The organism is Limnothrix sp. FACHB-881 (genome assembly GCF_014698135.1).
GTDB lineage: Bacteria > Cyanobacteriota > Cyanobacteriia > CACIAM-69d > CACIAM-69d > CACIAM-69d.
On record NZ_JACJSN010000027.1, the window covers coordinates 25,411 to 48,014 of the forward strand.

Genomic DNA, 22,604 nt, shown 5'->3' on the forward strand with positions numbered 1-22,604 from the left:
CACTCTACAAAGTTGAATTGATACAAAAAAATTTACAAAAACAGTCGAAATTGCCCAAATTAGTTCACTCAACTCAAGTTCGGTCAATTCAAGTTCGATCAATTCAAGTTTGATCACCATCCCCCAGACCAGTTCCTTGGGGTCAACGGTTGCTCAAGGCTTCTTCCAGGGCAACGGTGCGCTGATCGGATAAGCGAATCACACAGCGATCGCCCGTTGATTGCAGACTTTGTTCAAAGGCACAGGCGCGATCGCGAAATTGAATCCAGGCCGCTTCAGCCGCAATCAGGCGCGATCGCTGGCTGCCTGACTGGGCTTGCAACAGGGCTTGGTAGGCGCGATTTAAAGCCGCATCCGCAGCGGGTTGGCTGAGGCGACCGGCGGGAGGAGTTGTGCCTCGGCGATAGGCCTGCAAATCGTTCAGCCGCTCCTGGGTCACGATCTCCTTGCAACTCCATTCGATTAACGGTTGCATGGAGCCGCCTTCAAACTCACCAGACGCAAAAGCACAGTGCCGATCGCGGAAAGTGATCCAAGCTTGCTGGGCACTCACCAGTTGTTGCTGTTGGGGGGCACTGAGCCGGACGATCGCCTGTTGGTAGGTTTGATTTAAGGTGCGATCGACCCGTTCCCAGCTTTCATAGGCGCAGCGGTTCATGGTGGTTTGATCTTGCGGATTCCGGCAATCCTGAGCCTGGGCCGCAGCGGGCAAAACCCCCGCCCCAACAACCATTCCCGCCCCAGCGATCGCCCCCAAGAGCCATAGCCCCAACCATCCGGGGGCCGATCGTTGGATTCGCTGCTGGATCCAAGTTGGGGAATGATTGTGCGAATTCATCTCTGAATTCATCTCTGAGTCCATCTGCGAACTCATTTGCGAACCAGTTTTTACCGATGATTGCGCCAGTGGGTGGTGCACCATGATTCAATCCCCATATTTGCTGACTTGTTCAATGCTGATGAGATTCGTTGCCCAGTTGATGCCTATTCAATCACTTGGGATTCACTTGGGATTTGAGGGGATTGAATTTTGAGGGAATGGGATATCGAATCTTCAAATCGAATCCTTCAGTTAAATCCATTAATCGAATCTGTGGCTCAGATCCAGGATCATGGTCTAGCGATCAATACTTAGTAATAAATACTTAGCAATGTCAGATTGCTGATCAACTATTTTGATCAGTTTTGATCAGTTCTGATCAGTCACGATCGCCCGTTGCCGTCCGTCTCATAGTCCTTTACAGCCCCACAGCGAGATCGTCCTCCGGATCATTGACCCAAAACTCTTGATTGGCCCTGGCGATCGGCCCTCACAGGAATCCTAAATGTCAGGGATTAGCAATAAGCCACACTTAGACCCTTCATCGGAGTTTCCAAGCATTTGCTTATAGATTTTCCCTTTTGAACCCAGTAATCTTAAAAACAACTAAAGCATTCTTAAACTTGCATAACAGGACTGCGTTGCTGCATTGTCTGTTTCAGACTCTGCGGCCCAAAATTCTGCGCCCGAAACCTGCTATTCGTACCCTGATTCCCATGGAAAACGCCTATGGATCGCTGGATTATCGATAACCTTTGGCTGGTGCCGACCTACGCCCTCTTTGGCGGGCTGTTGGCCCTGCTTTGGTCGCCGGCCTTCATTCGGCGCACCGGCCCGCGACCGGCGGGCTATTTCAACATTCTGTCTACGGGCCTAGCGTTTTTACATAGCGCGATCGCCCTGCCCCTGATTTGGAACCAGCCGGAAGCCACCATTTCTTTTAACTGGCTGGATGCGGCGGGGCTGAATGTGGATCTTGACCTCAAGGCTTCCGTGGTGAACGTGGGCACGATGGCCCTGATTTCCGGGATTACCTTCCTGGCGCAACTGTTCGCCGTGGGTTACATGGAAATGGACTGGGGTTGGGCCCGGTTCTATTCCTTGCTGGGCTTGTTTGAAGGCGGCATGTGCCTGCTGGTGCTGTGCGACTCGGCATTCTTCAGCTATATCGTTCTAGAAATCCTGACCCTGGGCACTTACCTGCTGGTGGGCCTGTGGTTCAGCCAGCCGCTGGTGGTGACGGGAGCGCGTGATGCGTTCTTGACCAAGCGGGTGGGGGACTTGGTGCTGCTGATGGGCGTGGTGGCCCTGCTGCCGATCGCCGGGACTTGGAACTTTACGGACTTGACCGAGTGGGCCAAGACGGCGGAACTTGACCCGACCGTGGCGACTCTGCTGGGCTTGGCCCTGGTGGCTGGCCCGATCGGGAAATGTGCCCAAATTCCGCTGCACCTGTGGCTGGATGAAGCCATGGAAGGGCCGCTGCCCGCATCGATTTTGCGAAATGCGGTGGTTGTCCCGATCGGGGCTTGGGTGTTGGTGAAATTCCAGCCGGTGATTGCCCTGTCGCCCGTGGCGGTGACGGTGGAATGGTCGGTGGGCTTGGTGACGGCCCTGCTGTGCAGCGCGATCGCGATCGCCCAAATCGACATTAAGCGCGTGCTGTCCTACGCCACCAGCGCCTACATGGGCTTGGTATTCGTGGCGATCGGCTTTGGTCAGTTGAATTTGGCGCTGCTGCTCTGCTTGACCTATTCCGTGGCCATGGTGCTGTTGACCATGAGCGCCGGTTGCGTGATTGCCAACTGCGTCACCCAAGACATCACTCAGTTGGGTGGCTTGTGGCCCAAGCGCCCGGCAGCGGGTCCCGGCTTCCTGGTGGGGATGCTGGGCTTGGTGGCCGTGCCGCCCCTGGGCTGCTTCTGGTCGCTGTCGGCCTTGGGCGGTGCTTTGCTGGATGCCCATCAACCGTTGATCTTTGCGGCCCTGCTGCTGATCAACGGCATGACGGGCTTTAGCCTGATGCGTACCTTTGGATTGGTGTTCTTTGGCTCCGAGTCACCCATGACCGAGCGGGCCCCGGAAGTGCTCTGGCCCATGAGTTTCTCAACGCTGGTGATGGTGGGTGTGGTGTTGCACCTGCCGTTGCTGTTGATTCAATGGCAGGTATTACCGAGCCTGGGTACTACGGAGGCGATCGCCCTGGCCACTTCGTCCCTGATTGGTTTGGGGTCGGCGGCGGCCCTGTACCTGAATCCGCAGGTGGTCAAGCCGGTACATTCGATTCCGGCTCCGATTCGCGATTTCTTTGCCTATGACCTCTATACGGCGAAGCTCTATCGCAACACGATCGTGCTGGTGGTAGGCGCTGTGTCCGGCGTGCTGTTCTGGATCGATCGGTTCATTGTCGATGGCTTTGTGAATGCGGTAGGGGCGCTGACGGTGGTGGGTGGCCAAGGCTTGCGCTACAACACCACGGGTCAAGTGCAGTTCTATGCCCTGTCGATTCTGTTGGGGGTGGTGCTGTTTGGGGCGCTGGTCGCTTGGCCGATTCTGGCCCCGGCGGTTCCCTAGGTTCCGATCATTTTCGATCGCCGTGGGGTCAACCTGTAGGGGCGCACGGCGGTGCGCCCCTACCCGGAACCCAGACCAGACAAGGGGCTTAAGCCCCTTGCTCCCCCAGTGATTCAGCGTTAGCGCGTCGTTTGACTACAGCCGTAAATCACAGCAATGTCACAGTAAAAGCCTATGTTGAGCGCATTGATTTTAATTCCGGCGATCGGGGCGGCCCTGGTGGGTCTGTGGCCCGGTCAGCCCAACTCCGCCCTACTGAAAAAGGTGAGCCTGGCCATTGCCAGCGTGATCGCCCTGTGGACGTTGTATTTATTTGCCCAGGTCGATGTGAATGCGATCGGGGCCCAGATGACCGAATATTTGCCCTGGGTGCCGCAACTGGGCTTGAGCTACAGCCTGGGTGTGGATGGGTTGTCGCTGCCGTTGGTGGGCTTGACTGCCCTGCTGGCTTGGATCGCCATTTGCAGCAGCGATCGGGACTTGCAGCGCCCCCGGCTCTACTACTCAATGATTTTGCTGGCGATCGCCGGGATTAACGGCGCATTCCTGGCCCAAAACCTGCTGCTGTTTATCCTGTTCTACGAACTGGAGCTGATTCCCTTCTATCTGCTGATCGCGATTTGGGGTAGCGAACAGAAACGCGGCTATGCGGCCACGAAATTTCTGATCTACACCGCCATCTCCGGGATTCTCGTCCTGGCGGGCTTCCTGGCCCTGACCTGGCTCAGCGGCTCCACCAGCTTTGACATTGGGCAAATCGACATCAAAAAACTGTCCGACAGCGCTCAACTGATCTGCTTGCTGCTGTTGGTCGTTGGCTTCGGCATCAAGATTCCCCTGGTGCCGCTGCACACCTGGCTGCCCGATGCCTATGTGGAATCGTCACCCGCTACCACGGTGTTGCTGGGCGGTGTACTCGCTAAGTTGGGTACTTACGGGCTGCTGCGCTACGGCTTGGGTCTGCTGCCCGACGCTTGGGGGACGATCGCCCCGGGTCTGGCGCTGGTGGGTGTGGTCAGCGTGATGTATGGCGCATTGACCGCGATCGCCCAAAAGGACATCAAACGGATGGTGGCCTACAGCTCGATCGGGCACATGGGCTACATCATCGTGGCCGCCGCCGCCCTCAATCCCCTGTCTCTGCTGGGTTCCGTAGCCCAAATGGTCAGCCACGGCTTGATCCTGGCGATTCTGTTCTACCTGGTGGGTGTGATTGAAAAGAAAGTCGGCACCCGCGACCTGGACAAGCTGAACGGGTTGATGAGTCCGATTCGCGGCTTGCCCCTGACCAGCGGCCTGTTGGTGCTGGCGGGCATGGCCAGCGCGGGCATCCCCGGCATGGTCGGCTTCGTGGCGGAATACATGGTGTTCCAAGGCAGCTTCACCACCTATCCCGTGATTTCGCTGCTCTGCATCCTGGCTTCCGGGCTGACGGCGGTGTACTTCGTGATTTTGCTGAATCGCACCTGCTTTGGCCGCCTGGACAACGCCACCGCCTACTATCCGGCGGTACGGTTTGATGAGCACCTGCCGGGTCTGATTTTGACCGCGCTGATCGTCTGGCTGGGCATTCAACCCACCTGGCTGGTGAAGTGGATCGAGCCGACCACGGACGCGATGATCGCCGCGATTCCCATCGTGAACCAACCGGTGGCGATCGCCCCAACCAAACCAGCCCTAAAGGCCCCCGCGATCGATTAAGGACAGCTCCGGGTAGGGGCGCACAGCCGTGCGCCCCCCATAGGTTGACCCACCGTTAAGCGATCGATCAGGTGTAATTGCCCCCACTAAGACTTTTCTGAAACCTTGGAATTTTCCCCACAACATCATGGTTCAGACCCCAATCAAACCGGACACCGCCCCAAAAATTCCCCCGTCGCAGCATGAATTTGCGGAAGTAATCCATCGCCTGGAAGCGGGCGGCGCAATGTTGCCCGACACGCCGGAAAACCTGATGCAAATCATCGGGATCTACAAGGCCTATGCGGTGCCGATGGACTTCTATTGGCGGGACTTGCTCTACATCGCCGAAGAAGTTTTCCTGAATCCGTTTCCCTTCTTTAAATATTTCCTACCCCAGAAATATTTAGACCTGCCGAACCACTACGCGGGCGACACGGCCGACTTGCGAATTTGGCGCGGCATTGCCACGGCACACCCGGAATTGCTCGACTTTATGAGCAAGGGTGAAACGATCAAAATGCCGAAGCTGTTCCATCACCTGTGGCACGATCGGGTGAACATGGAATTCGCGGAAGCCTGTATGCAGGCCATGCTCTGGCATCGCAAAATGTATGCGGGCGTGAATCGGTTTGATGACTTCCTGAACACCGACGAATATCGCCAAAACTGCGATCGCGCCATCAAAGCCTACTTCAAAGGCAATCCGATCATGTTGGGGATGTATAAACTCTTCCCTGAAGCCTTCATTGAACAATGCCGAATGATGTCCTACTACAGCAACTTGGGGCTGTTTTGGGAAATCATGGCTCCAGTGTTCTTTGAAATGTCGGACATCTACGATGAAGGTGGCTTCAAGGGCGTGCCCGATGCCATGAATTTCCTGATTAATGGCATCTTTGCGATTTCCGGTCGCCCCATCTATCACCGGGTGAATATTCGCGGCGAATGGTTTGATTTGGTTCCTAAAGATAAGGGCTTCATGTGGCTCTACGATGCCGCATTGCCCTACGTGGAAGCAGTGTTTTATCGCACGGCTCCGTTCCGAGGTACCAAGTCCTACAATGCCCAGGCGGGTCAAGTGCCCAGTGAGCAAGCGGACTTCCACTACGGCATTCTGTACGCTGACGTATTCCCCGTCGGAACCGCCGGAATTCCGCCCACACAGTTGATGCAGGATATGTTGCATTTCCTGCCGCAATACCTGTTGGATTACTATCACCAACATTGCCGGGGTGAGGACGATATGTTGATCCAGCTCGGAATCACCTTCCAGCGATCGATGTATTGCGTCACCTCCGCCGTCATCCAAGCGCTGCGGGCAGCCCTGCTCTATCCGCTGGATGACGAAAACCCGGAACACCTGATGGCCAACCGCAAATTCTTCGAGGCCCAAATGGATCGCTTCAAGCGCCCCGAAGCTCGCCTGCGCGATATCCAAAATCGCGACTACCGCTAAGTTTCCTTCCTAAGAGTTGCTTGCTCTACTTGAGCGGCAGGGCGATCGGGTTAGTGTGTCCCACTAGCCCGATTTTTTTGGGTGGTGCTCTATTCCCGAGCAATCAGTACAATCTGAATTTGCTATACTGTAATTGATAACAGTAATCAATAAAATTGATTGCGAGTTTGGAGTAAACATATGTATAAAGCTTCCGATATTGCAAGCTATTTTATTCATCTTGCCAACCTTGAAGAGGATGGCAACATTACCAATATGAAACTCCAAAAATTACTCTACTACGCACAGGGGTTTCACCTAGCCTTGTTAGATCGCCCACTTTTCACAGACGAAATCAGGGCTTGGCAATATGGGCCAGTGATTCCAGAAATTTACGTCCAGTACAAAGATTTTGGGCGCAATTCACTACCTGAAAATAAGGACTTTAATCCTGAAAAGATTGACAGTGATACTCGTGATTTGATTGATGAAGTTTATAGCGTTTTTGGTAAGTACACAGGAACAGTGCTGGCCAATTTAACGCACCAGGAAAAACCCTGGACAAGCACAGAAAAAGATTGCGCGATCGCCCACGATCTCATGCGCGACTATTTTAAAAGTCAGCTTGTAGCAGGGTAATGGGTAAGAGAAAACGCATCCAGTCACCCACCATCCCATCATCACCAGGACGGGGGAGAATTGCTGAACCCTCTGTTGAAAAGATTCTGAATTATGATCAGGCTCACCCCATCTTCTGCCTGCGCCACTTACAAGCCGGGTTTGATTTGGATGCTTGCGATCGGCGTGAACAAGCGGACTTTGCCAAAGCCTTATGGAAACGCAGTCAAATGACTTGGCGAGACATTTGGGCAGCCGATCGTCATGGTTTAGGGGCCGAAAAAATTGCCCGAGAGAGCATCAGAGCTCCTATTCCCAACCACATCACTGAAGATGTGGATTTCTTCATTGCCCTGCGTTTCTCTGGCAAAGCGCCGATGGTGGGATACCGTATTCGGGACGTGTTTCATGTAATTTGGCTAGATCCCAAATTCGACCTATATGAGCATGGTTAATAGGATCAGAGTTAGCCTAATGTTAGAGCCTGCGTTTGGGGCAATCCTATCGCTTCCAGAAATACACTAGAAATAATTTTGAAGTCAGTCATTTATGCTGGGATTATTCATCCTTCGTCAATCGGCGATCGCTCTAGTTGGATTAGCCTTGGTTTCAACTCCCACGTCAGCGCAGACAGTTAATTGGGAACAATTGCGGCGAGCTTGTCCCCAAAATCCCCAAGCTTATGTGGGTTCAGCGGCTCAAGCGGCATCTATGAAAGAAGCGGTTCGACGCTATCTTGGCGCAACTGCTGATAGCTTGGAGCACATGTCTGACCCAACAATTTATCGGGGTTGGGGTGATATATCTTTTTTGTCTGGCGAGATGTCTAGCGCTCGTGAATTTTTGATTAATCCTAGTGGTCGTGTTATTGAGTTGTCATTTTCGCTGGACTTTGCTTCCGGCCAACATGACAATTACCGTTCATTGGAGCGAATGCGTAATTTAGGCGTTCCGCCCCAGGTAACAGCTTGTTTGCATGAAGGAGCAAGACTTTTTCATTTTTAGTGCTGTGGTTGGAGATGAATTGCGATGACTAGACCAAGCATTCTGCGTCCGGGGCAATCCTATAGCTTTCGGCAATATTTTGAGATGGCCTATGAGCCAGACGATATTTTGGCGGAGTTTGGCTATACGTTGCAGCGATCGCGCCTGGTCTTGCCCCACAGCACTGCACCGCTCGATCGCCTGGAAGATCTAAAAACACGCATTCAAGAGAGCTTGCCTTACATTAGCCTCAGCAGTGAAGCGGCTCGGCGGGAATTGTTAATTGCACCATTGTTGTTGGATGTGGTGCATTACACGCGGGCGCAACTGCGAATTGAATATCCCTTAATGGTTAATGAGCAACTGAAAGGCTCTCTTGATTATTATCTTTATGCGGCGCAAAAGCTGCTGGTGATTGAGGCGAAGAATGCTGATTTAGCGCGTGGGTTTACACAGTTAGCGGTGGAGTTGATTGCGCTGGATCAATGGACGGATAGTGATCAAGATTATTTGTTGGGAGCGGTGTCTACGGGTGATGTTTGGCAATTTGGCCGCTTAGATCGATCGCGCAAGCAAGTGGAGCAAAGCCTAATTCTTTATCGTGTGCCTGATGATTTGGAGAGCTTGCTCCGAATTTTGGTCAAGATTTTGGAGCCTTGATATCCTAAGCCTCAGATATAAATTGCATCGCGATCGATCCGGCGTTTCAGATAGGGATTCATGCGCAGGCGATAACGAATTAGGTTGATCGAACGTTGGAAAATTTGCTCTAAATCTGATTTGATATCCACCATTGTGAATAGGTCAGGCACGGTCAATTCCAAGACGATATCGATATCGCTATCAGGCTTGGCTTCGTTGCGGGCCACTGAACCAAAAATGCCAAGCCGGGTTACACCATATCTTTGGTGAAGATCGGGAGCGAGTTGCCGCAGGGTAGCAAGGATACGATCGCGATCGGGAGGGCCGTTGGATAAGGTCGATATTGGTTCGGTCATTATTGACTGATTAACCTTTTATTCAACTCAAGTTTCCGGCTCTGGAGATTGAGAATATCGATATTCTACTCATTCAATAATTGCTGTTGACGATGCCAGGCCACGGAGAGGGCGCGGATCGCGGCCATTTCTTCGGCGGGGATTTTTTCCAGATGTTTCAAAATTAGGCTCATGCGCCCCTGCGATCGCAATTTGGTCTCGTGCCGTGCCAGGAAATCCCAATAGAAAAAGTTAAACGGACAAGCTTTCGGGCCCGTGCGATCGCGCGGATTATAGCGACAACCTTTGCAATAGTCGCTCATCCGGTTGATGTAGTTCGCTGAGGCTGCGTAGGGCTTGGAAGCCAGCACCCCACCATCGGCAAATAACCCCATCCCCAACACATTGGTTTGCATCACCCAATCGTAGGCATCAATAAAAACCGCGTGGAACCAGTTTTCAACTTCCTGGGGATTCAGACCGGCGATCAGGGCAAAATTCGACAGCACCATGAGCCGCTGAATGTGGTGAGCATAACCGGTGCGATCGACCTGTTGCAGCACCTGGCGCAGACAGTTCAAATCGGTGTTGCCGTCCCAAAACCACTGGGGCAGGGCGTGTTGGTGGTTAAACCAGTTGCGATCGGGGTAGGGCGGTTCCTCGTTGGCCTTCAGCACTTGCAGGTAAATGCCGCGCATATATTCCCGCCAGCCCAGCACTTGGCGAATGAAGCCTTCGACGCTGGCGATCGGCAGGCCCCGATCGCGCCAGGCTTTTTCGGCGGCAAAGATCACCTCACGCGGGTGCAGCAACCCGATGTTGAGGTAGGGCGAGAGCAGGGCGTGCCACAGGGTGTCCTGGCCCGTCACCATCGCATCTTGGTAGGGGCCAAAGGTGCGGAGCCGGTGGGCGATGAAGTGGTCGAGTACGTCGAGGGCCCGCGATCGGGTGGTGGCCCAGCGGAAATTGTCCAGCGATCCGTAGGTGGGCAAATCGAGCGATCGCACCTTTTCGATCACCGTCAGCACAATTTCATTGGGCGCAAACTCCAGCGGCGCGGGTGGATGTAGCGGCCCCTTGGGGGGTTGGCGGTTGTCTTTGTCGAAATTCCACTGGCTGCCGACGGGCTTGGAACCCTCCATCAAAATTTGGAATCGTTTGCGCCCTTCCCGATAGAAATCTTCCATCAGGAAGCGTTTGCGACTGCCAAACCAGTCCGCTAGCTCTTCTTCGCTCCAGAGGAATTGGTTATTGGGGATTTGCTCCAGTTTGCAGGGCAAATCGAGCTGATTCAGGGTTTGCTGAAAGGGCCGATCGACCGGAGCCATCACCAGCAGCCGATCGATTTGGTGTTTGACGACCCAGGCGCGGAGGGGCGTGGCGAAATCTTCTGCTTCGGCCCAGGTGGCGGGCCAGCCCATATCCTGCAACTCCCGCACAAAGTGGCGCATGGCCGACCAAACCAGCACCAACTTTTGGGCATGGTAGGGCCGTTGGCGCACGTGGGCCAGGGACTCGATCGCGATTACCGGAACCCGTGCCCGATCGCCCGCACAGGCCACCAACGCCGCCTGCTCGTGCCACAGTTGATCGCCCAAAATCCACACCCCCGTTTTCATGGGGATGCTCAATTGCTGGAGTTCCGCACCCATTACGCCCTACCGATTTCTGACGGATTCTCGACCGATTTCTATTGCTTGACTGATTTCTACTGCTTGTGCGCCTAAGCAGGTGCTCCTAAGCATCGGTGGGCCGATCGCCCCGGTTCCCCTGCACCCAAAGCTGCACCATCAGCGCCAACAACCCCAGGGCCACAAAGCTAAAGACACAGGTTCCCAGGGTTCCCACCCCGACCACCAAGGTACGCACCGCACCGCCAATGCTGAGGGTGAGGCGGTTGGTGCTGGTGATGGGGTGGGCGGCAAAGGTTTGGGCAATTTTATAGGTCAGTGCGCCGGCTCCCACCGCGATCGCCGCCGAAATTCCGGAACCCCCCAGGCAATCCAGGGGTGAGGGCATTTTCTTGGCGGGAGGTTTGGGGGTGGTTTTGCTGGTTGTGGGGTTGGGTTTGGAGGTCATGGCAAGGCGGCGCTAAACGCTGACTCCCCTTAATTTACAGCCGATCGGGTCGTTCCCACCGCGCAAAGGCAAATCCCGGGGTGATCGGGGGGATTTCCCTTTCAGTCGCGTCAGTGCAGAGTGAATCGGGGTGAATCGGGGTGAATTAGAGGCCATTGGGGGGCAGTCGGAAACCCATCATCCCCCTGATTGCGGAATCACTTCCCATAGCTCGTTACAAATCAGTTGCAGAACTTCATGAAGAAATTCAAAAACTTCATCAAGTTTTCTGTGAGATTAAAAAGAGGTTCCATCTCAATTTTGAGCTTTTCAAAATCAAGTTCCAGCACAATCAAACACCTTGGGCATTTGATCCCTATTTTTGCCTAGTGATTCCCTAAAGATGTTCTTAAGAATTGCTGGAATAAAGTCACCGCAAAATCCTTTCCTCTAATGAAGTGGTTTTGACGATGATTGTTTTTCTTCAAAGAAAGGGAAAAGCTTATCTCTCAAGGCGATGAGCGTTCTTGAGAAAGCCCACGAAATTGCAACAAATTCCTTTAGGCAAGTTGTTATAAATGTCATCACTCGATCGCGCGATCGATAAGACAAGTTGAAAATTCCGATCGCAACCGGGGGATCGGCCTAGGATGCAAGCAGTTGCGCGGAAGCGAACGCGTATGAAAGTTGCGGTTGTGAAAGAAGTGGCGCTGGATGAACGGCGCGTGGCCCTGGTTCCCGACGTGGTAGCTCGTTGGGTCAAAAAAGGGCTAGCGATTGCCGTGGAAACCGGCGCGGGAGAACGCGCAGGATTTACGGATTCGGCCTATGAAGCGGCGGGCGCAACAGTGACGAGCGATCGCGCTCAACTGTGGCAAACGTCGGATTTGGTGACAAAGGTTTTGCCCCCCACCGATGAGGAACTGGGTTGGCTGAAATCGGGATCGATGCTGATGGGCTTTTTGGAGCCGCTCGATCGCCCTCAGTCCATCAAAACCCTGGCAGAACGGGGCATCACAGCGATTTCCCTAGAATTCGTGCCCCGCAGCACCCGTGCGCAGGTGGCGGATGCCCTTTCGTCTCAGGCCAACGCAGCCGGCTACAAGGCTGTGCTGTTGGCGGCGGCGGCCCTGCCCAAATATTTCCCCATGTTGACCACAGCGGCGGGAACCATTCCGCCGGCCAAGGTGCTGGTGTTGGGTGTGGGTGTGGCCGGGTTGCAGGCGATCGCCACCGCCCGCCGATTGGGGGCCGTGGTGGAAGCCTTTGACATCCGCCCGGAAACCCGCGACGAGGTGCAAAGCCTCGGGGCCCGGTTTGTGGAAATGATGATCGAGGAAGAAACCAGCGGGCAAAACGGTTATGCCAAAGCGGTTTCCGATAATTTGCAAGCTCGGATTCAAGCCACCGTGGCTGAACGGGCGATCGGGGCTGACGTGGTGATCACCACCGCCAAAATTCCCGGCCGCCGTGCCCCGATCATGGTCACCGCCGACACCGTGGCCCAAATGAAGCCCGGTTCCGTGATTGTGGACTTGGCCGCAGAACAGGGCGGTAACTGTGAATGCAGTCAACCGGGCCATGACCATGTGGTGAATGGGGTGCAAATTTTGGCCCCGATGCACTTGGCCAGCACGGTCACCACCCACACCAGTATGCAATACGCCAAAAACTGTTCGGCCCTGTTGGACTGGTTAATCAAAGACGGGCAACCGGTGTTCAACTTTGCCGATGACATTTTGGATGCGGTTTGCATCACCCACGGCGGTGAAATTCGCAACGATCGAGTGCGAAATTTGGTCGCCACGCTCTCAGAAACCCCTTCGGCTGAATCAATGGTGTTGGCCTCATGAGTGAAACCTTGGTAACGGGTTTGGTGGTGTTTGTTTTGGCCTCCTTTGTGGGGTTTGAAATCATCAACAAAGTGCCTCCCACGCTCCATACCCCTCTGATGTCCGGTGCGAATGCCATTTCTGGAATTGCCGTGGTGGGGGCAATTTTGGCCGGCGGCGCAGCACAACTCAGCGGCCCCACCATTCTGGGCTTGGTGGCCATTGTGCTGGCCATGGTGAATGTGGTTGGTGGCTTTTGGGTGACCGATCGAATGCTGCAAATGTTTAAGAAATAGCCTGACAGCCACTTGAAGCAGCCACTTGAAAAGGCCTGAAAAAGGCTTGAACTTGAAAAGGCTTGAAGACAACCTGAGAAGCAACCTCTAAATTCCCCAGCAATGATCCTTTCCTAAACCGATCGCCTGACTCGATTGTCCAACTGTTCCATCGCCCAATGGCTATTTTTCATCTTCAAAATGGACAAGCGATCGGGAGCAAAGGCCAATCGAAGTCAGCCGGTACAAATTCAGGATGTAATTGAGGGTTTGATGCAGGGGATCACCAAAGGTTGAATTCCGGGGTTGAATTCTGGGGTTGAATTTCGGGGTTCGATTCCGGATTTGAATTCCAGAGTTCAATTCCAGGGTTCAATTCAAGACTTAACTCAATATTCGTTCAATGCTTCATTCAACGCTTGGCTCAATGAAAGGCTGGAATTTTGAAGCATCCTGAGACCAAAGGGCGAGGACATAAGGAATGATCGATGGACTTGTATCGGGTGTTTTGCCCGCTGAATGGTGGACAACGATCGCCCGGCTAAGCAACTTGGCCGCTGCGGCCCTGTTCATTGTGGGGATCAAAATGTTGGGATCGCCCGCCACCGCTCGCCGGGGCAACTGGCTGGCGGCCGTGGGCATGGCCATGGCGATCGGGGTGACCCTGCTCGATCGCTCCGCCGTAAACTACGGCGCACTGTTGGCCACCCTGGTGGCAGGATCGGTGATTGGTCTGATTGCCGCCAAGCGCGTTGCCATGACCGACATGCCCCAGATGGTGGGCCTGTTGAACGGGTTGGGCGGCGCGGCCTCGGCCCTGGTGGCAGCGGCGGAATATTGGCGGATTGTGAACACGGGCGCACCGGTTCCCACCGACACGGCCGTGACCGTCATTGCCGGGCTGCTGATTGGGGGCGTGACCCTCACGGGCAGTTTCATGGCCTTTGCCAAGCTGCAAGGACTGGTAACCGGCGCACCCATCACTTTCCCCCTGCAACAACCGGTGAATTTCGGCTTGCTGCTGGGCTTTGTGGCCAGCGGTGCTTATTTGCTGATTCACCCGGGCGATTTGACGGTTTTGTGGCTGCTGACGGGCATTTCCCTGGTGCAGGGGGTGTTGGTGGTGTTGCCGATCGGGGGTGCTGATACGCCGGTCGTGATTTCGCTGCTGAACTCCCTGTCCGGGCTGGCGGCCAGTGCGGCGGGTTTTGTGTTGGGTAATGAAATGCTGGTAATTGCCGGGGCGCTGGTGGGCGCTTCGGGGCTGATCTTGACCCAAATCATGTGCAAGGCCATGAACCGATCGCTGACCAATGTGCTCTTTGGGGCCTTTGGCAGCGTCAGCACGGCCACGGGCGACGGCGGCAGCAGCGATGCGGGTTCCCACACGGTGCGCTCGATCGACCCGGAAGAATGCGCCATGATGTTGGGCTATGCCCGATCGGTGGCGATTGTGCCCGGTTATGGCATGGCGGTGGCCCAAGCCCAGCACGCCGTGCGGGAATTGGCCGATCAGCTCGAACGGTTAGGTGTTGATGTGCGCTATGCCATTCACCCGGTGGCAGGTCGGATGCCGGGCCACATGAACGTGTTGCTGGCGGAAGCCAACGTGCCCTATTCCCAACTGTGCGACCTGGACGACATTAACCCGGACTTTGAACGGGTGGATGTGGCGCTGGTGATTGGGGCCAATGATGTGGTGAACCCGGATGCCCGGGACAATCCCCAAAGCCCGATCTACGGAATGCCGATTCTGGAAGTCGATCGCGCCAAACACACGATCGTGATTAAACGCAGCATGAACCCCGGATTTGCCGGTTTGGATAATGCGCTCTTCTATGAAGACAAAACGATGATGCTGTTTGGCAGTGCAAAAGAAAAAGTGTCTGAGCTGGTGGCCAGCGTTAAGGAACTGAGCTAGGAATTAAACAGACCACCATCCCCGATCGGGATTGAAAAGCAGGTTCGGAGTGCGGGTTGGTTGTGCGGGCCGGTTATGCGGGTTTGTGATGTCAATGGCAACCTGCATTCCAGATCGGCCTTCGCAATCATCCAGAACTTGAATCATTCAAAGCTTGCAACCCATGGGTGCGGGGATGAGTCTTTTAATTCAATCAGTTAACTCAACCCGTGCATGGGCCAATCAACACATGGGGGCGATCGCCGCTCTCATTATGAGCCGAACTGATTTGGAGAGCTTGAGCGATCAATCACGATCCCGCAACTTTCCCGATCGTTCGGCTTGACCTATGCAAAGGTTGAAATCGACTGAGGGTAGCTTTGCTCAGGCCCGTTAGTGCCGTCTTGCAAGATGGGCTGGCGGTGTGGGCTGTGGGCTGCTGATTTCAAACAACCACGACACTATGAAACGTAACTTTCCGACCCAGGCGCTGCAATCGTTGACCATCGTAGGGAGCTTTGTGGCCCTGGGCCTTGCGTCCGGTTTGAGCGCCCAAGCCGCAGAGCCGATCGAGACCGATCGCCCATCGATCGGGAGCCTGACCCAGCGCAATGCTTACCCGCCAGAATTTTCGCGCGCCTTTTTGCAAAGCTGCACCCGATCGGCTCAACAATCGGGTCAGTTTAACCAACAGCAGGCTACGCAATATTGCCAATGCTCCTTGGCGGAATTCCAGTCGCGCTATACCTTGCAGCAAACCATGAATCTCTACCAACGGATGCAGCAATCGAACAGCAATGAGCTGCCGCCAGAAATGATGCAAATTGCGCGTACCTGCGTGCAACGGGTGTTTGGTACTCGCTAACCAAACTGAGCCAGTCAAACTGAGCCAGTCAAACTGAGCTAACCGGACTGAGTTAATCCGGTTGAGCGAATCAGGTTGAATTCACCAAATTGCGTTGATCAGACTGAGCGAATCAAGTTGATCCCGTGAGCAGCAACTCGCTCCTCAACGGTCTCCCTCGTTGGCCGGGGCCCCAATCGTGAACCGATCGAACGGTTGAGCGGGTTGCTCCGGCTTTCTGGGGTCAAAAACATAGCTAGTGACCGTTCCGGCAGCCGTGTCCAAAATGCTGAAGGCGGTGATTTCGTTGCTGGCCAAGTAGGGCTGAGGGGTTTGATCCAAGGGATCAATCAAAGGAGAGATCGAGGGCACAATTGGGGGCAATCCATTGGGATCCCCGATCGCCACATAGTCCGATCGCTCAAACCCGCTACCCTCCGGCGGAATGCCCGATCGCCCCCGATCGCCCCAGGCCGCCCCATAGCTATTGCCCACGTTCGACGTTTCCAGGTAGTGGGTGCGGCCAAGGCGGAACCGATTCCACAGGTGCGAGTGGCCATACAACACCAAATCCACCTCCGCCGATTCCAGCAGGGGGGACAAATATTGGGCAATCACATCTTGATCGCGCGGATAGGCATATTTCACCGCCATCACCTGGCCCAGGTCATCCCGCTCGATCGTCTGGATGGGATCCGTGAAGGGCGGCACGCTGTTATCCCCCAAGGTATGGGGCGGGTGGTGAAACATAACCACGCGATACTTGGCTTGGCGAAATGGCTCGCCGGCCAATTCCGCCTGGAGCCATTGAAATTGCGGACTCCCCGGGGCGATCGACTCAAAAATATGCTGACCCCAACCCCAATCGATCGGACTTTGGGGCTGGCCTTCGTGGAAGCGGCCGCCAAACTTCGCCGTCAAAATGGGCGATCGCCAAGCTTGTGTCACGTTCAACACCACCAACCGCAGATCTCCAAAGCTGACGGCGTAGTAATTGCCCTCGCCCCGATCGTTAGTCGGCAACGTCCAAATTTCCTCATAGGTGCGCGTGTTGAACGATTGATCCGCCAAGGCGGCCAGGCTGATTGCAGCCCCTGGTGTTTCCCCCGACGTTGCCCCTGAAACTTCGCCGGAAGCCGGATCTAAGACCCGATCGCCCGCCCCCCGTTGCGCAGCCTCCTGTTGCGCGGCCCACTGCTTCGCGACCCAGCGAGGCACAGTGTCATAAAATTCCCGGTTGAGATCTTGGGCCCGCCCCACCCGACCCATCACCTCGTGGTTGCCTAGGGCCGCGAACAGGGGAGCCTCCTGCAAAATAGCCCCGCCTTGGTAGGTGTGACCTTGGAGCGATCGATTGGCTCGTCCTTGCAAACAGGGAAAAAACGCCCCACCGCCCGCATCGTCAAACCACTCCGAAGCGCGATCGGGCACATTCACCAAGTCCCCCGCAAACAACACCCCATCCACCCGGCCCACCGTGGCCACCACCTGTTGCAAGTTGGCCGCCACCATTGGCTTCAGTTGATGATCCGAAGTCAACAGCAGTTGCAGCGGTTGGCCCGGCAGCGGTTGGGGCGACAGGCGAAACACTCCGCTACTGACGGCGCGATCGCCCCCTTGACTCGTCACCCGATAGGGAACCGACTGGCCCGGCAGCAACCCCGAAACGATCGCCTCATGTCGCCAAATGGGCCGCTCCCAAACCTTCACCCCCTCGGGCCGCTGGGCCGCCACCCGCTCCGGCAGTCGCGATTGGCCATCTTCACGGGTACGAGTCAAGCGGCGGGTTTGGGCCAAGGCCTGCCGATCGAGCCGATCGCCCCAATCCACCCAATGGCGATCGCCCGGCCACTCCGTGAACCAAACCACATGCACCGAGTCCGGCCCCGGCAACTGCAAAAATGGATCCGCCAAAAGCTCCATAGCATCCCCCTCGGATAACTGGGCCGACCACTGGGAAAGCGGGTGCAGGGCTGCGGATCCCAAAACGGGCGGCATTTTCAGCGCCAACATTCCCCCGATCACCAGCAACACCAACAGCAGCCCCCAAACGCCACCGCCCCGCACCATTTTCGGGAGTTGCCGGATCCGTTGCCACCGGCCAAGCCCCCGGGCGCGATCGCTCAACCACCGTCCCCTTGGTCGCCCCATCGCCCTAGGCAAACAAATCTAAGGGTAGATGGCCATACATCGCATTCAATTCCTCATCCACATGGGACTGACAGGACACCAAAACCCCTCGATTTTCACCCTGGTAGGGTTCCGCATAGAACAACAGAGAGTTGGTGTTGCACTTGATATAAATCGGCTGTTCCGGATTGGCCACCCCCCGCTGTTCCGGCTCCGGCGGCACTTCACGATCTAAACCAGCCCCATAGGCCCGCACGGCCGCCAACCCTTGGGCGATCGAATCCGCACAAACTCCAAAAATCACGCAGTCCGCCTCCTGAGCCACCGTCCGCAGAGCCGATCGAATAATCGCCTGCTGACTCTCCGAGAGACTGGGCGCTTCTTCCAAACAGTTAAACACCGCCAAAACCTTTTGGGCTTCCAGCAACGACAGGGGAGCCGTTCCCGCCCCATTGGTTCCTAACGCATCCGATCGACGAGTTGAGTTGTCCATAGCAATCCAGAGTTTCCCTTGTCCACAAACTTCACCGCAAGCAATCAAGACTGCAAGCAATCCGGGATTCGATCCGCTTAAAGTTGCCCAAAAATGACCCAACCTGCAAACGAAGCCACCCGATCGCTCCCCGATGGTTGCTCCCCCCATCTGTCGCAATCCATTTCGGGATCCCAAATCGTAGCGTAGGGCCGGAAACCAGCTAGAGCCAATCTTGATCAAAATTCTGGCCAATTCTCATCCCCATCTCCATCTTGCCCCACCCAGCTAGCAACAACCCCATGGAGAATTGCGCTGAAACCTCCACTGAGAAATAGGGCCTTAGCGTGATTTTTCAATTCTGATTCCGGAAATGTGACGGTTAAAAATCCGGCAACAATCAATGTGTTTTTCTGGCACAAGTAACAAGAGATACATATCGCTTGAAGCAGCAAAGAATCTCTAAAATACGGAAAATTCAAGCTAAAACAACATTTTCCCGCATCAGCAATCAAAAGCGCCTGATTACTCAATGAAGCAAATCATACCAATCACAATCGTTCTCAGTGGCTATCAAGGGTGATGCACAGCGCGATCAGGCAGAGCAATTCGACAGGGCAATTCGACAGGGCAAAAAAATTTTTTAGAAAAGCTGGAACTTTTTCCCCTTTCAAGGCAACAATATAAGCAAGAGTAGTGGAGAGATGTGTCACCGCTGCGGAGACCTGGCAGATTCGTCTGCCGGATCTCTGCATTTTTTTTGGGAATTTTTTGAGCCGCCACCCGCTCCCACTGTCGTTACGAAGTGACCACATAAGGGTTCCAGCCATGGAAAGTCGTCCGCCCCTGCCGCCGTTTACCCGCGAAACCGCGATCGCCAAGGTGCAAGCCGCCGAAGATGCTTGGAACACCCGCGACCCGGAGCGCGTATCGCTGGCTTACACGGAAGATTCAGTTTGGCGCAATCGATCGGAATTCTTTGCGGGGCGGGACAAAATCCGCGAGTTCCTGACCCGCAAGTGGAGTCATGAGCTGGACTATCGCCTCAAGAAGGAACTTTGGAGCTTCACCGATAACCGAATCTCCGTGAAGTTCGAGTATGAATACCACACGGACTCGGGGCAGTGGTATCGCGCCTATGGCAACGAGCAATGGGAATTTGCGCCCAACGGCTTGATGCAGCGCCGGGAAGCCAGCATTAATGATGTGCCGATCGCCGAGGCCGATCGCAAGTTCCGTTGGGAACGATCGGGCTGATGTTGCCCTGTCCAAAAATCTTGTAAAACCCACCCATCCCCCAACCTTTTGGCCTGACGGTCGATCGGCTCTAGCGTGCATCTGTTTCCTCGCAGGGCGATCGCGCATAATTGATGCAGCCAATCATCCTTTGTGAGACTCCGATGGTGGACTGGTTAGTAATCTGGGGCGTGACGCAGGCGGTGGGGTTTGCCTTTGGCGCGGTGATGGAAGAGCTGGCCAAGGACACGCTCAAAGATTACGTCAAGGATTTTTTTAAGGGGCGGTTGCAAGGACTGGTCAATCGCTTTGGGTCTGACCCGCTGGAGACGGCGACGGGCAAAGCGATTAAGGGCTTTTTGGACTTGGTGCAGCGAGAGCTTGAAGATTGCTTGGATGATGAATTGGAGCGGGTTCAGGCTTATACCGAATCGTTAAAACGGTTGATTGCTGATCCGGCGGTGGCGGGGGTGTTGGGGAGCGTGTTCACGGATGGGGGGCAAGTCGATCCGGTGGTTTGGGCCGATCGCTGGTTAGCCCTGAGGCTCAAGCCCTTGCCCCAGGAATTTAATTGGCAAAAAATCGCCAAACGCTATCAGAAATACGCCCATGATTTGATTGGGGCGGATGCGGAGTTGCGGGCGATCGCCCAGTTCGAGCTGGCGGCGGAAACCCGTGATTTAGTTCGCGACCTAGCAGGGCCGATCGTGGATTTTGACCTGTTGGCCTATGCGCGATCGCTCCAAACCGACCATGAGGTTTTGCCGCTCGACCAGTTGGCCACCGATGGGGGAGCCTATTCGGTGAAGCTGTGGCAAGTGTTTTTGCCGCAACGGGCGCGGGAATGTGGGGAATATTTGCCGCAACTGGACAAAGCGCCCAAGGAATTGCTGCGGCAATATGGCTTGCTGAAGGAAGAACTCGACGAAAACCAGCAAGAGCAATTGCGGGATCTTTATCGCAATCAAGCGCCGCAATCCGTGGTGGAATTGGTCAAAAATCCGAACATGAACTTGTTCGTGATTTTGGGCGATCCGGGTTCAGGAAAATCCACGTTGCTCAAATATTTAGCGCTGGATTGGGCGACCTATGAAAACGAGCTATTTAAAACCAATCACACCCAGCCTTCGGATCAGTTGCTGTTGCGGCCGTTGCCCTTGTTTGTGGAGTTACGGAAATTATCGCGCCAAGTGTCCTTGGATGTTTTGGACTATTTCCATGCAGGGAATGTCTTGGATCGGTTGAATAAATCCCAGTTGCATGACTGGTTGAGCGCTGGGCGGGTGCTGCTGCTCTTTGATGGATTGGATGAGGTGTTTGAACCAGCCAAGCGGGAGGAAGTGATTCGGGAAATTTGCCGATTGGCGCATGACTATCCTGCGGCCAAAATTATTGTGACATCGCGGGTTTATGGCTACCAAAACTATGCGCGATCGCTCACGAATCACGGGTTTCGGCATTGGTTGCTCGAAGAATTCGATGATCAGCAAATCAAGGATTTTTGCGATCGCTGGCATCAGGAAACCTTTGGAGACGGCCAACAAGCCGATCGCGATCACTACCAAGTCCGAATTAGCGACGCAATCGCCCGAGGTCGAACAATTCGGGAGTTGGCAGGCAATCCGTTGATGTTAACCATGATGTGTATTTTGAATCGTAAATCGCGGCTACCGGATGAGCGATTGGAGTTCTATCGCCAAGCCACTGATCTGCTGCTACAGGACTGGGATGTGGAGCACAAAAGGCTGCCCGATCAATTTGAGCGTATAAAGTTACTCCTGAAGCAAAAGCGAGAAATTGTACGACAGGTAGCATTCTTCTTGCAGAATACCGATGGCGGTTTGTCTGGCAACTTGATTCGCGAAGCCGACTTGCAAATGATCATTGCAGATTATTTGCGCAGTCATCAGATATGCCTGAATCCTGAAGGATGGGCTAAAGATTTGATTGATGCCTTGCAGGAGCGAAATTTCACGCTCTGTTCAGCGGGGACGGGCTATTATGCTTTTGTGCATCGCACCTTTTTGGAATATTTCTGCGCGACGGAGATTTGGGAGCGGTTTAATCAACGGGATTCAGGCAGCCAAAATGCAATTTCAACGGATGATTTGATTCACACCATCTTTGGGCAGCACTGGAATGATGATGCCTGGCGAGAAGTGTTGATTTTGTTGGCGAGTCAGTTGCCCATTGGGTTTGCGAAACAGGCGATCGCCTTGTTGGTGCAACTGGATCGTGCAACCAGTGAAAAAGCTGACTTTGCCAATCTCTTTTTGGCGGCAGATTGTTTGGCGGAGTTACCGGAGCGATCGTCAATTGCTGAGTTGGATCGGGATCTGTTGCAACGGTTGCGATCGTTGACAGCTTGGGGGCAACTTCGTGCGTGGGATTCCCAGGAAAATGTGAACTTCAATCTGCGCATTGGGAAGGTGCGAGATCGAGCCTTGCGCTGTGTTGCTCAACATTGGAAAGACCACCCCGACACCTGGCCCTGGCTCAAAGACCGCGCGCAATCTGATCAGAGCGAGGCTGTGCGGTATGCAGCGGTGCAGGAGTTAGCTCGGGGCTGGAAAGACGACCCCAACACCTTGCCCTGGCTCAAAGACCGCGCGCGCTCCGATCAGAGCGAGGCTGTGCGGGAAGCAGCGGTGCAGGAGTTGGCTCGGGGCTGGAAAGACGACCCCGACACCTTGCCCTGGCTCAAAGACCGCGCGCGCTCCGATCAGAACTGGCTTGTGCGGCAAGCAGCGGTGCAGGAGTTAGCTC

21 protein-coding genes are annotated in these 22,604 nt (G+C 54.8%); 13 read left to right on the forward strand and 8 right to left on the reverse strand.

Features of this window, described 5'->3' with window-relative positions; genetic code table 11:
• Positions 1-142 precede the first annotated feature (142 nt).
• Positions 143-838: a lysozyme inhibitor LprI family protein gene (locus H6G52_RS17530; protein WP_190530025.1), complete on the reverse strand. Its 696-nt coding sequence runs from the start codon at positions 836-838 to the stop codon at positions 143-145.
• 711 nt (positions 839-1,549) lie between these two features.
• Between H6G52_RS17530 and H6G52_RS17535 the strand changes: the two genes are divergently transcribed.
• The 7 genes from H6G52_RS17535 (at position 1,550) to H6G52_RS17565 (ending at position 8,774) form a co-directional block, all read left to right on the forward strand.
• Positions 1,550-3,394, forward strand: a complete 1,845-nt coding sequence (locus H6G52_RS17535) for an NAD(P)H-quinone oxidoreductase subunit F (protein WP_190530027.1) — start codon at positions 1,550-1,552, stop codon at positions 3,392-3,394.
• 174 nt (positions 3,395-3,568) lie between these two features.
• On the forward strand, positions 3,569-5,095 hold the full coding sequence (locus tag H6G52_RS17540) for an NADH-quinone oxidoreductase subunit M (RefSeq protein ID WP_190530029.1): 1,527 nt from the start codon (positions 3,569-3,571) through the stop codon (positions 5,093-5,095).
• A 127-nt stretch (positions 5,096-5,222) separates the two neighbouring features.
• Positions 5,223-6,533, forward strand: a complete 1,311-nt coding sequence (locus H6G52_RS17545; RefSeq protein ID WP_190530031.1) for a CO2 hydration protein — start codon at positions 5,223-5,225, stop codon at positions 6,531-6,533.
• Between the two features lie 180 nt (positions 6,534-6,713).
• Positions 6,714-7,151, forward strand: coding sequence for a Panacea domain-containing protein (locus H6G52_RS17550; RefSeq protein WP_190530032.1), 438 nt, complete (start codon positions 6,714-6,716; stop codon positions 7,149-7,151).
• Positions 7,151-7,585, forward strand: coding sequence for a hypothetical protein (locus H6G52_RS17555; RefSeq protein ID WP_190530034.1), 435 nt, complete (start codon positions 7,151-7,153; stop codon positions 7,583-7,585). The genes H6G52_RS17550 and H6G52_RS17555 overlap by 1 nt, the downstream gene beginning before the upstream one ends.
• A gap of 94 nt (positions 7,586-7,679) precedes the next feature.
• The gene (locus H6G52_RS17560; RefSeq protein WP_190530036.1) at positions 7,680-8,135 is read left to right on the forward strand and encodes a hypothetical protein; all 456 of its coding nucleotides are present in this window, start codon (positions 7,680-7,682) and stop codon (positions 8,133-8,135) included.
• Positions 8,136-8,159: 24 nt separating this feature from the next.
• The gene (locus tag H6G52_RS17565) at positions 8,160-8,774 is read left to right on the forward strand and encodes a hypothetical protein (RefSeq protein WP_190530038.1); all 615 of its coding nucleotides are present in this window, start codon (positions 8,160-8,162) and stop codon (positions 8,772-8,774) included.
• 11 nt (positions 8,775-8,785) lie between these two features.
• On the opposite strand, the gene H6G52_RS17570 is transcribed toward H6G52_RS17565, so the two are convergent.
• The 3 genes from H6G52_RS17570 to H6G52_RS17580 all read right to left on the reverse strand — a co-directional run bounded on the left by H6G52_RS17570 (position 8,786) and on the right by H6G52_RS17580 (position 11,170).
• Positions 8,786-9,112 (reverse strand): nucleotidyltransferase family protein, encoded by a 327-nt coding sequence (locus H6G52_RS17570; RefSeq protein ID WP_190530040.1) that lies wholly within the window; start codon positions 9,110-9,112, stop codon positions 8,786-8,788.
• A gap of 65 nt (positions 9,113-9,177) precedes the next feature.
• Entirely contained in the window at positions 9,178-10,710 is a 1,533-nt protein-coding gene (locus H6G52_RS17575) for a cryptochrome/photolyase family protein (RefSeq protein ID WP_190530057.1), read from the reverse strand.
• Between the two features lie 118 nt (positions 10,711-10,828).
• Complete coding sequence (locus H6G52_RS17580; protein WP_190530042.1) at positions 10,829-11,170, reverse strand: DUF3082 domain-containing protein; 342 nt, start codon at positions 11,168-11,170, stop codon at positions 10,829-10,831.
• 659 nt (positions 11,171-11,829) lie between these two features.
• Here H6G52_RS17580 and H6G52_RS17585 point away from each other — a divergent pair.
• From H6G52_RS17585 to H6G52_RS17600, 4 genes are all read left to right on the forward strand, one after another.
• Positions 11,830-13,002, forward strand: a complete 1,173-nt coding sequence (locus H6G52_RS17585) for a Re/Si-specific NAD(P)(+) transhydrogenase subunit alpha (RefSeq protein WP_099535094.1) — start codon at positions 11,830-11,832, stop codon at positions 13,000-13,002.
• The gene (locus tag H6G52_RS17590) at positions 12,999-13,277 is read left to right on the forward strand and encodes an NAD(P) transhydrogenase subunit alpha (protein ID WP_099535096.1); all 279 of its coding nucleotides are present in this window, start codon (positions 12,999-13,001) and stop codon (positions 13,275-13,277) included. Before H6G52_RS17585 ends, H6G52_RS17590 begins: the two co-directional genes overlap by 4 nt.
• Before the next feature lie 460 nt (positions 13,278-13,737).
• Positions 13,738-15,177, forward strand: coding sequence for an NAD(P)(+) transhydrogenase (Re/Si-specific) subunit beta (locus H6G52_RS17595; RefSeq protein ID WP_099535098.1), 1,440 nt, complete (start codon positions 13,738-13,740; stop codon positions 15,175-15,177).
• A gap of 442 nt (positions 15,178-15,619) precedes the next feature.
• Positions 15,620-16,021 (forward strand): hypothetical protein, encoded by a 402-nt coding sequence (locus H6G52_RS17600; protein WP_190530044.1) that lies wholly within the window; start codon positions 15,620-15,622, stop codon positions 16,019-16,021.
• A gap of 144 nt (positions 16,022-16,165) precedes the next feature.
• Here H6G52_RS17600 and H6G52_RS17605 read toward each other — a convergent pair whose 3' ends face one another.
• From H6G52_RS17605 to H6G52_RS17620, 4 genes are all read right to left on the reverse strand, one after another.
• Positions 16,166-18,151, reverse strand: coding sequence for a metallophosphoesterase (locus H6G52_RS17605; protein ID WP_242026479.1), 1,986 nt, complete (start codon positions 18,149-18,151; stop codon positions 16,166-16,168).
• A gap of 4 nt (positions 18,152-18,155) precedes the next feature.
• Complete coding sequence (locus H6G52_RS17610) at positions 18,156-18,623, reverse strand: DUF1824 family protein (protein ID WP_190530046.1); 468 nt, start codon at positions 18,621-18,623, stop codon at positions 18,156-18,158.
• A 218-nt stretch (positions 18,624-18,841) separates the two neighbouring features.
• Positions 18,842-19,135 (reverse strand): hypothetical protein, encoded by a 294-nt coding sequence (locus H6G52_RS17615; RefSeq protein WP_190530048.1) that lies wholly within the window; start codon positions 19,133-19,135, stop codon positions 18,842-18,844.
• A gap of 30 nt (positions 19,136-19,165) precedes the next feature.
• A complete protein-coding gene (locus H6G52_RS17620) occupies positions 19,166-19,432 on the reverse strand; it encodes a hypothetical protein (RefSeq protein WP_190530049.1) in 267 nt (88 codons plus the stop codon).
• Between H6G52_RS17620 and H6G52_RS17625 the strand changes: the two genes are divergently transcribed.
• Both H6G52_RS17625 and H6G52_RS17630 read left to right on the forward strand, forming a co-directional pair.
• Positions 19,431-19,859 (forward strand): nuclear transport factor 2 family protein, encoded by a 429-nt coding sequence (locus H6G52_RS17625; protein WP_099535104.1) that lies wholly within the window; start codon positions 19,431-19,433, stop codon positions 19,857-19,859. The genes H6G52_RS17620 and H6G52_RS17625 overlap by 2 nt on opposite strands.
• A gap of 143 nt (positions 19,860-20,002) precedes the next feature.
• Positions 20,003-22,604: NACHT domain-containing NTPase (locus tag H6G52_RS17630; RefSeq protein WP_190530051.1), on the forward strand; the 2,602-nt coding region annotated here is incomplete at its 3' end.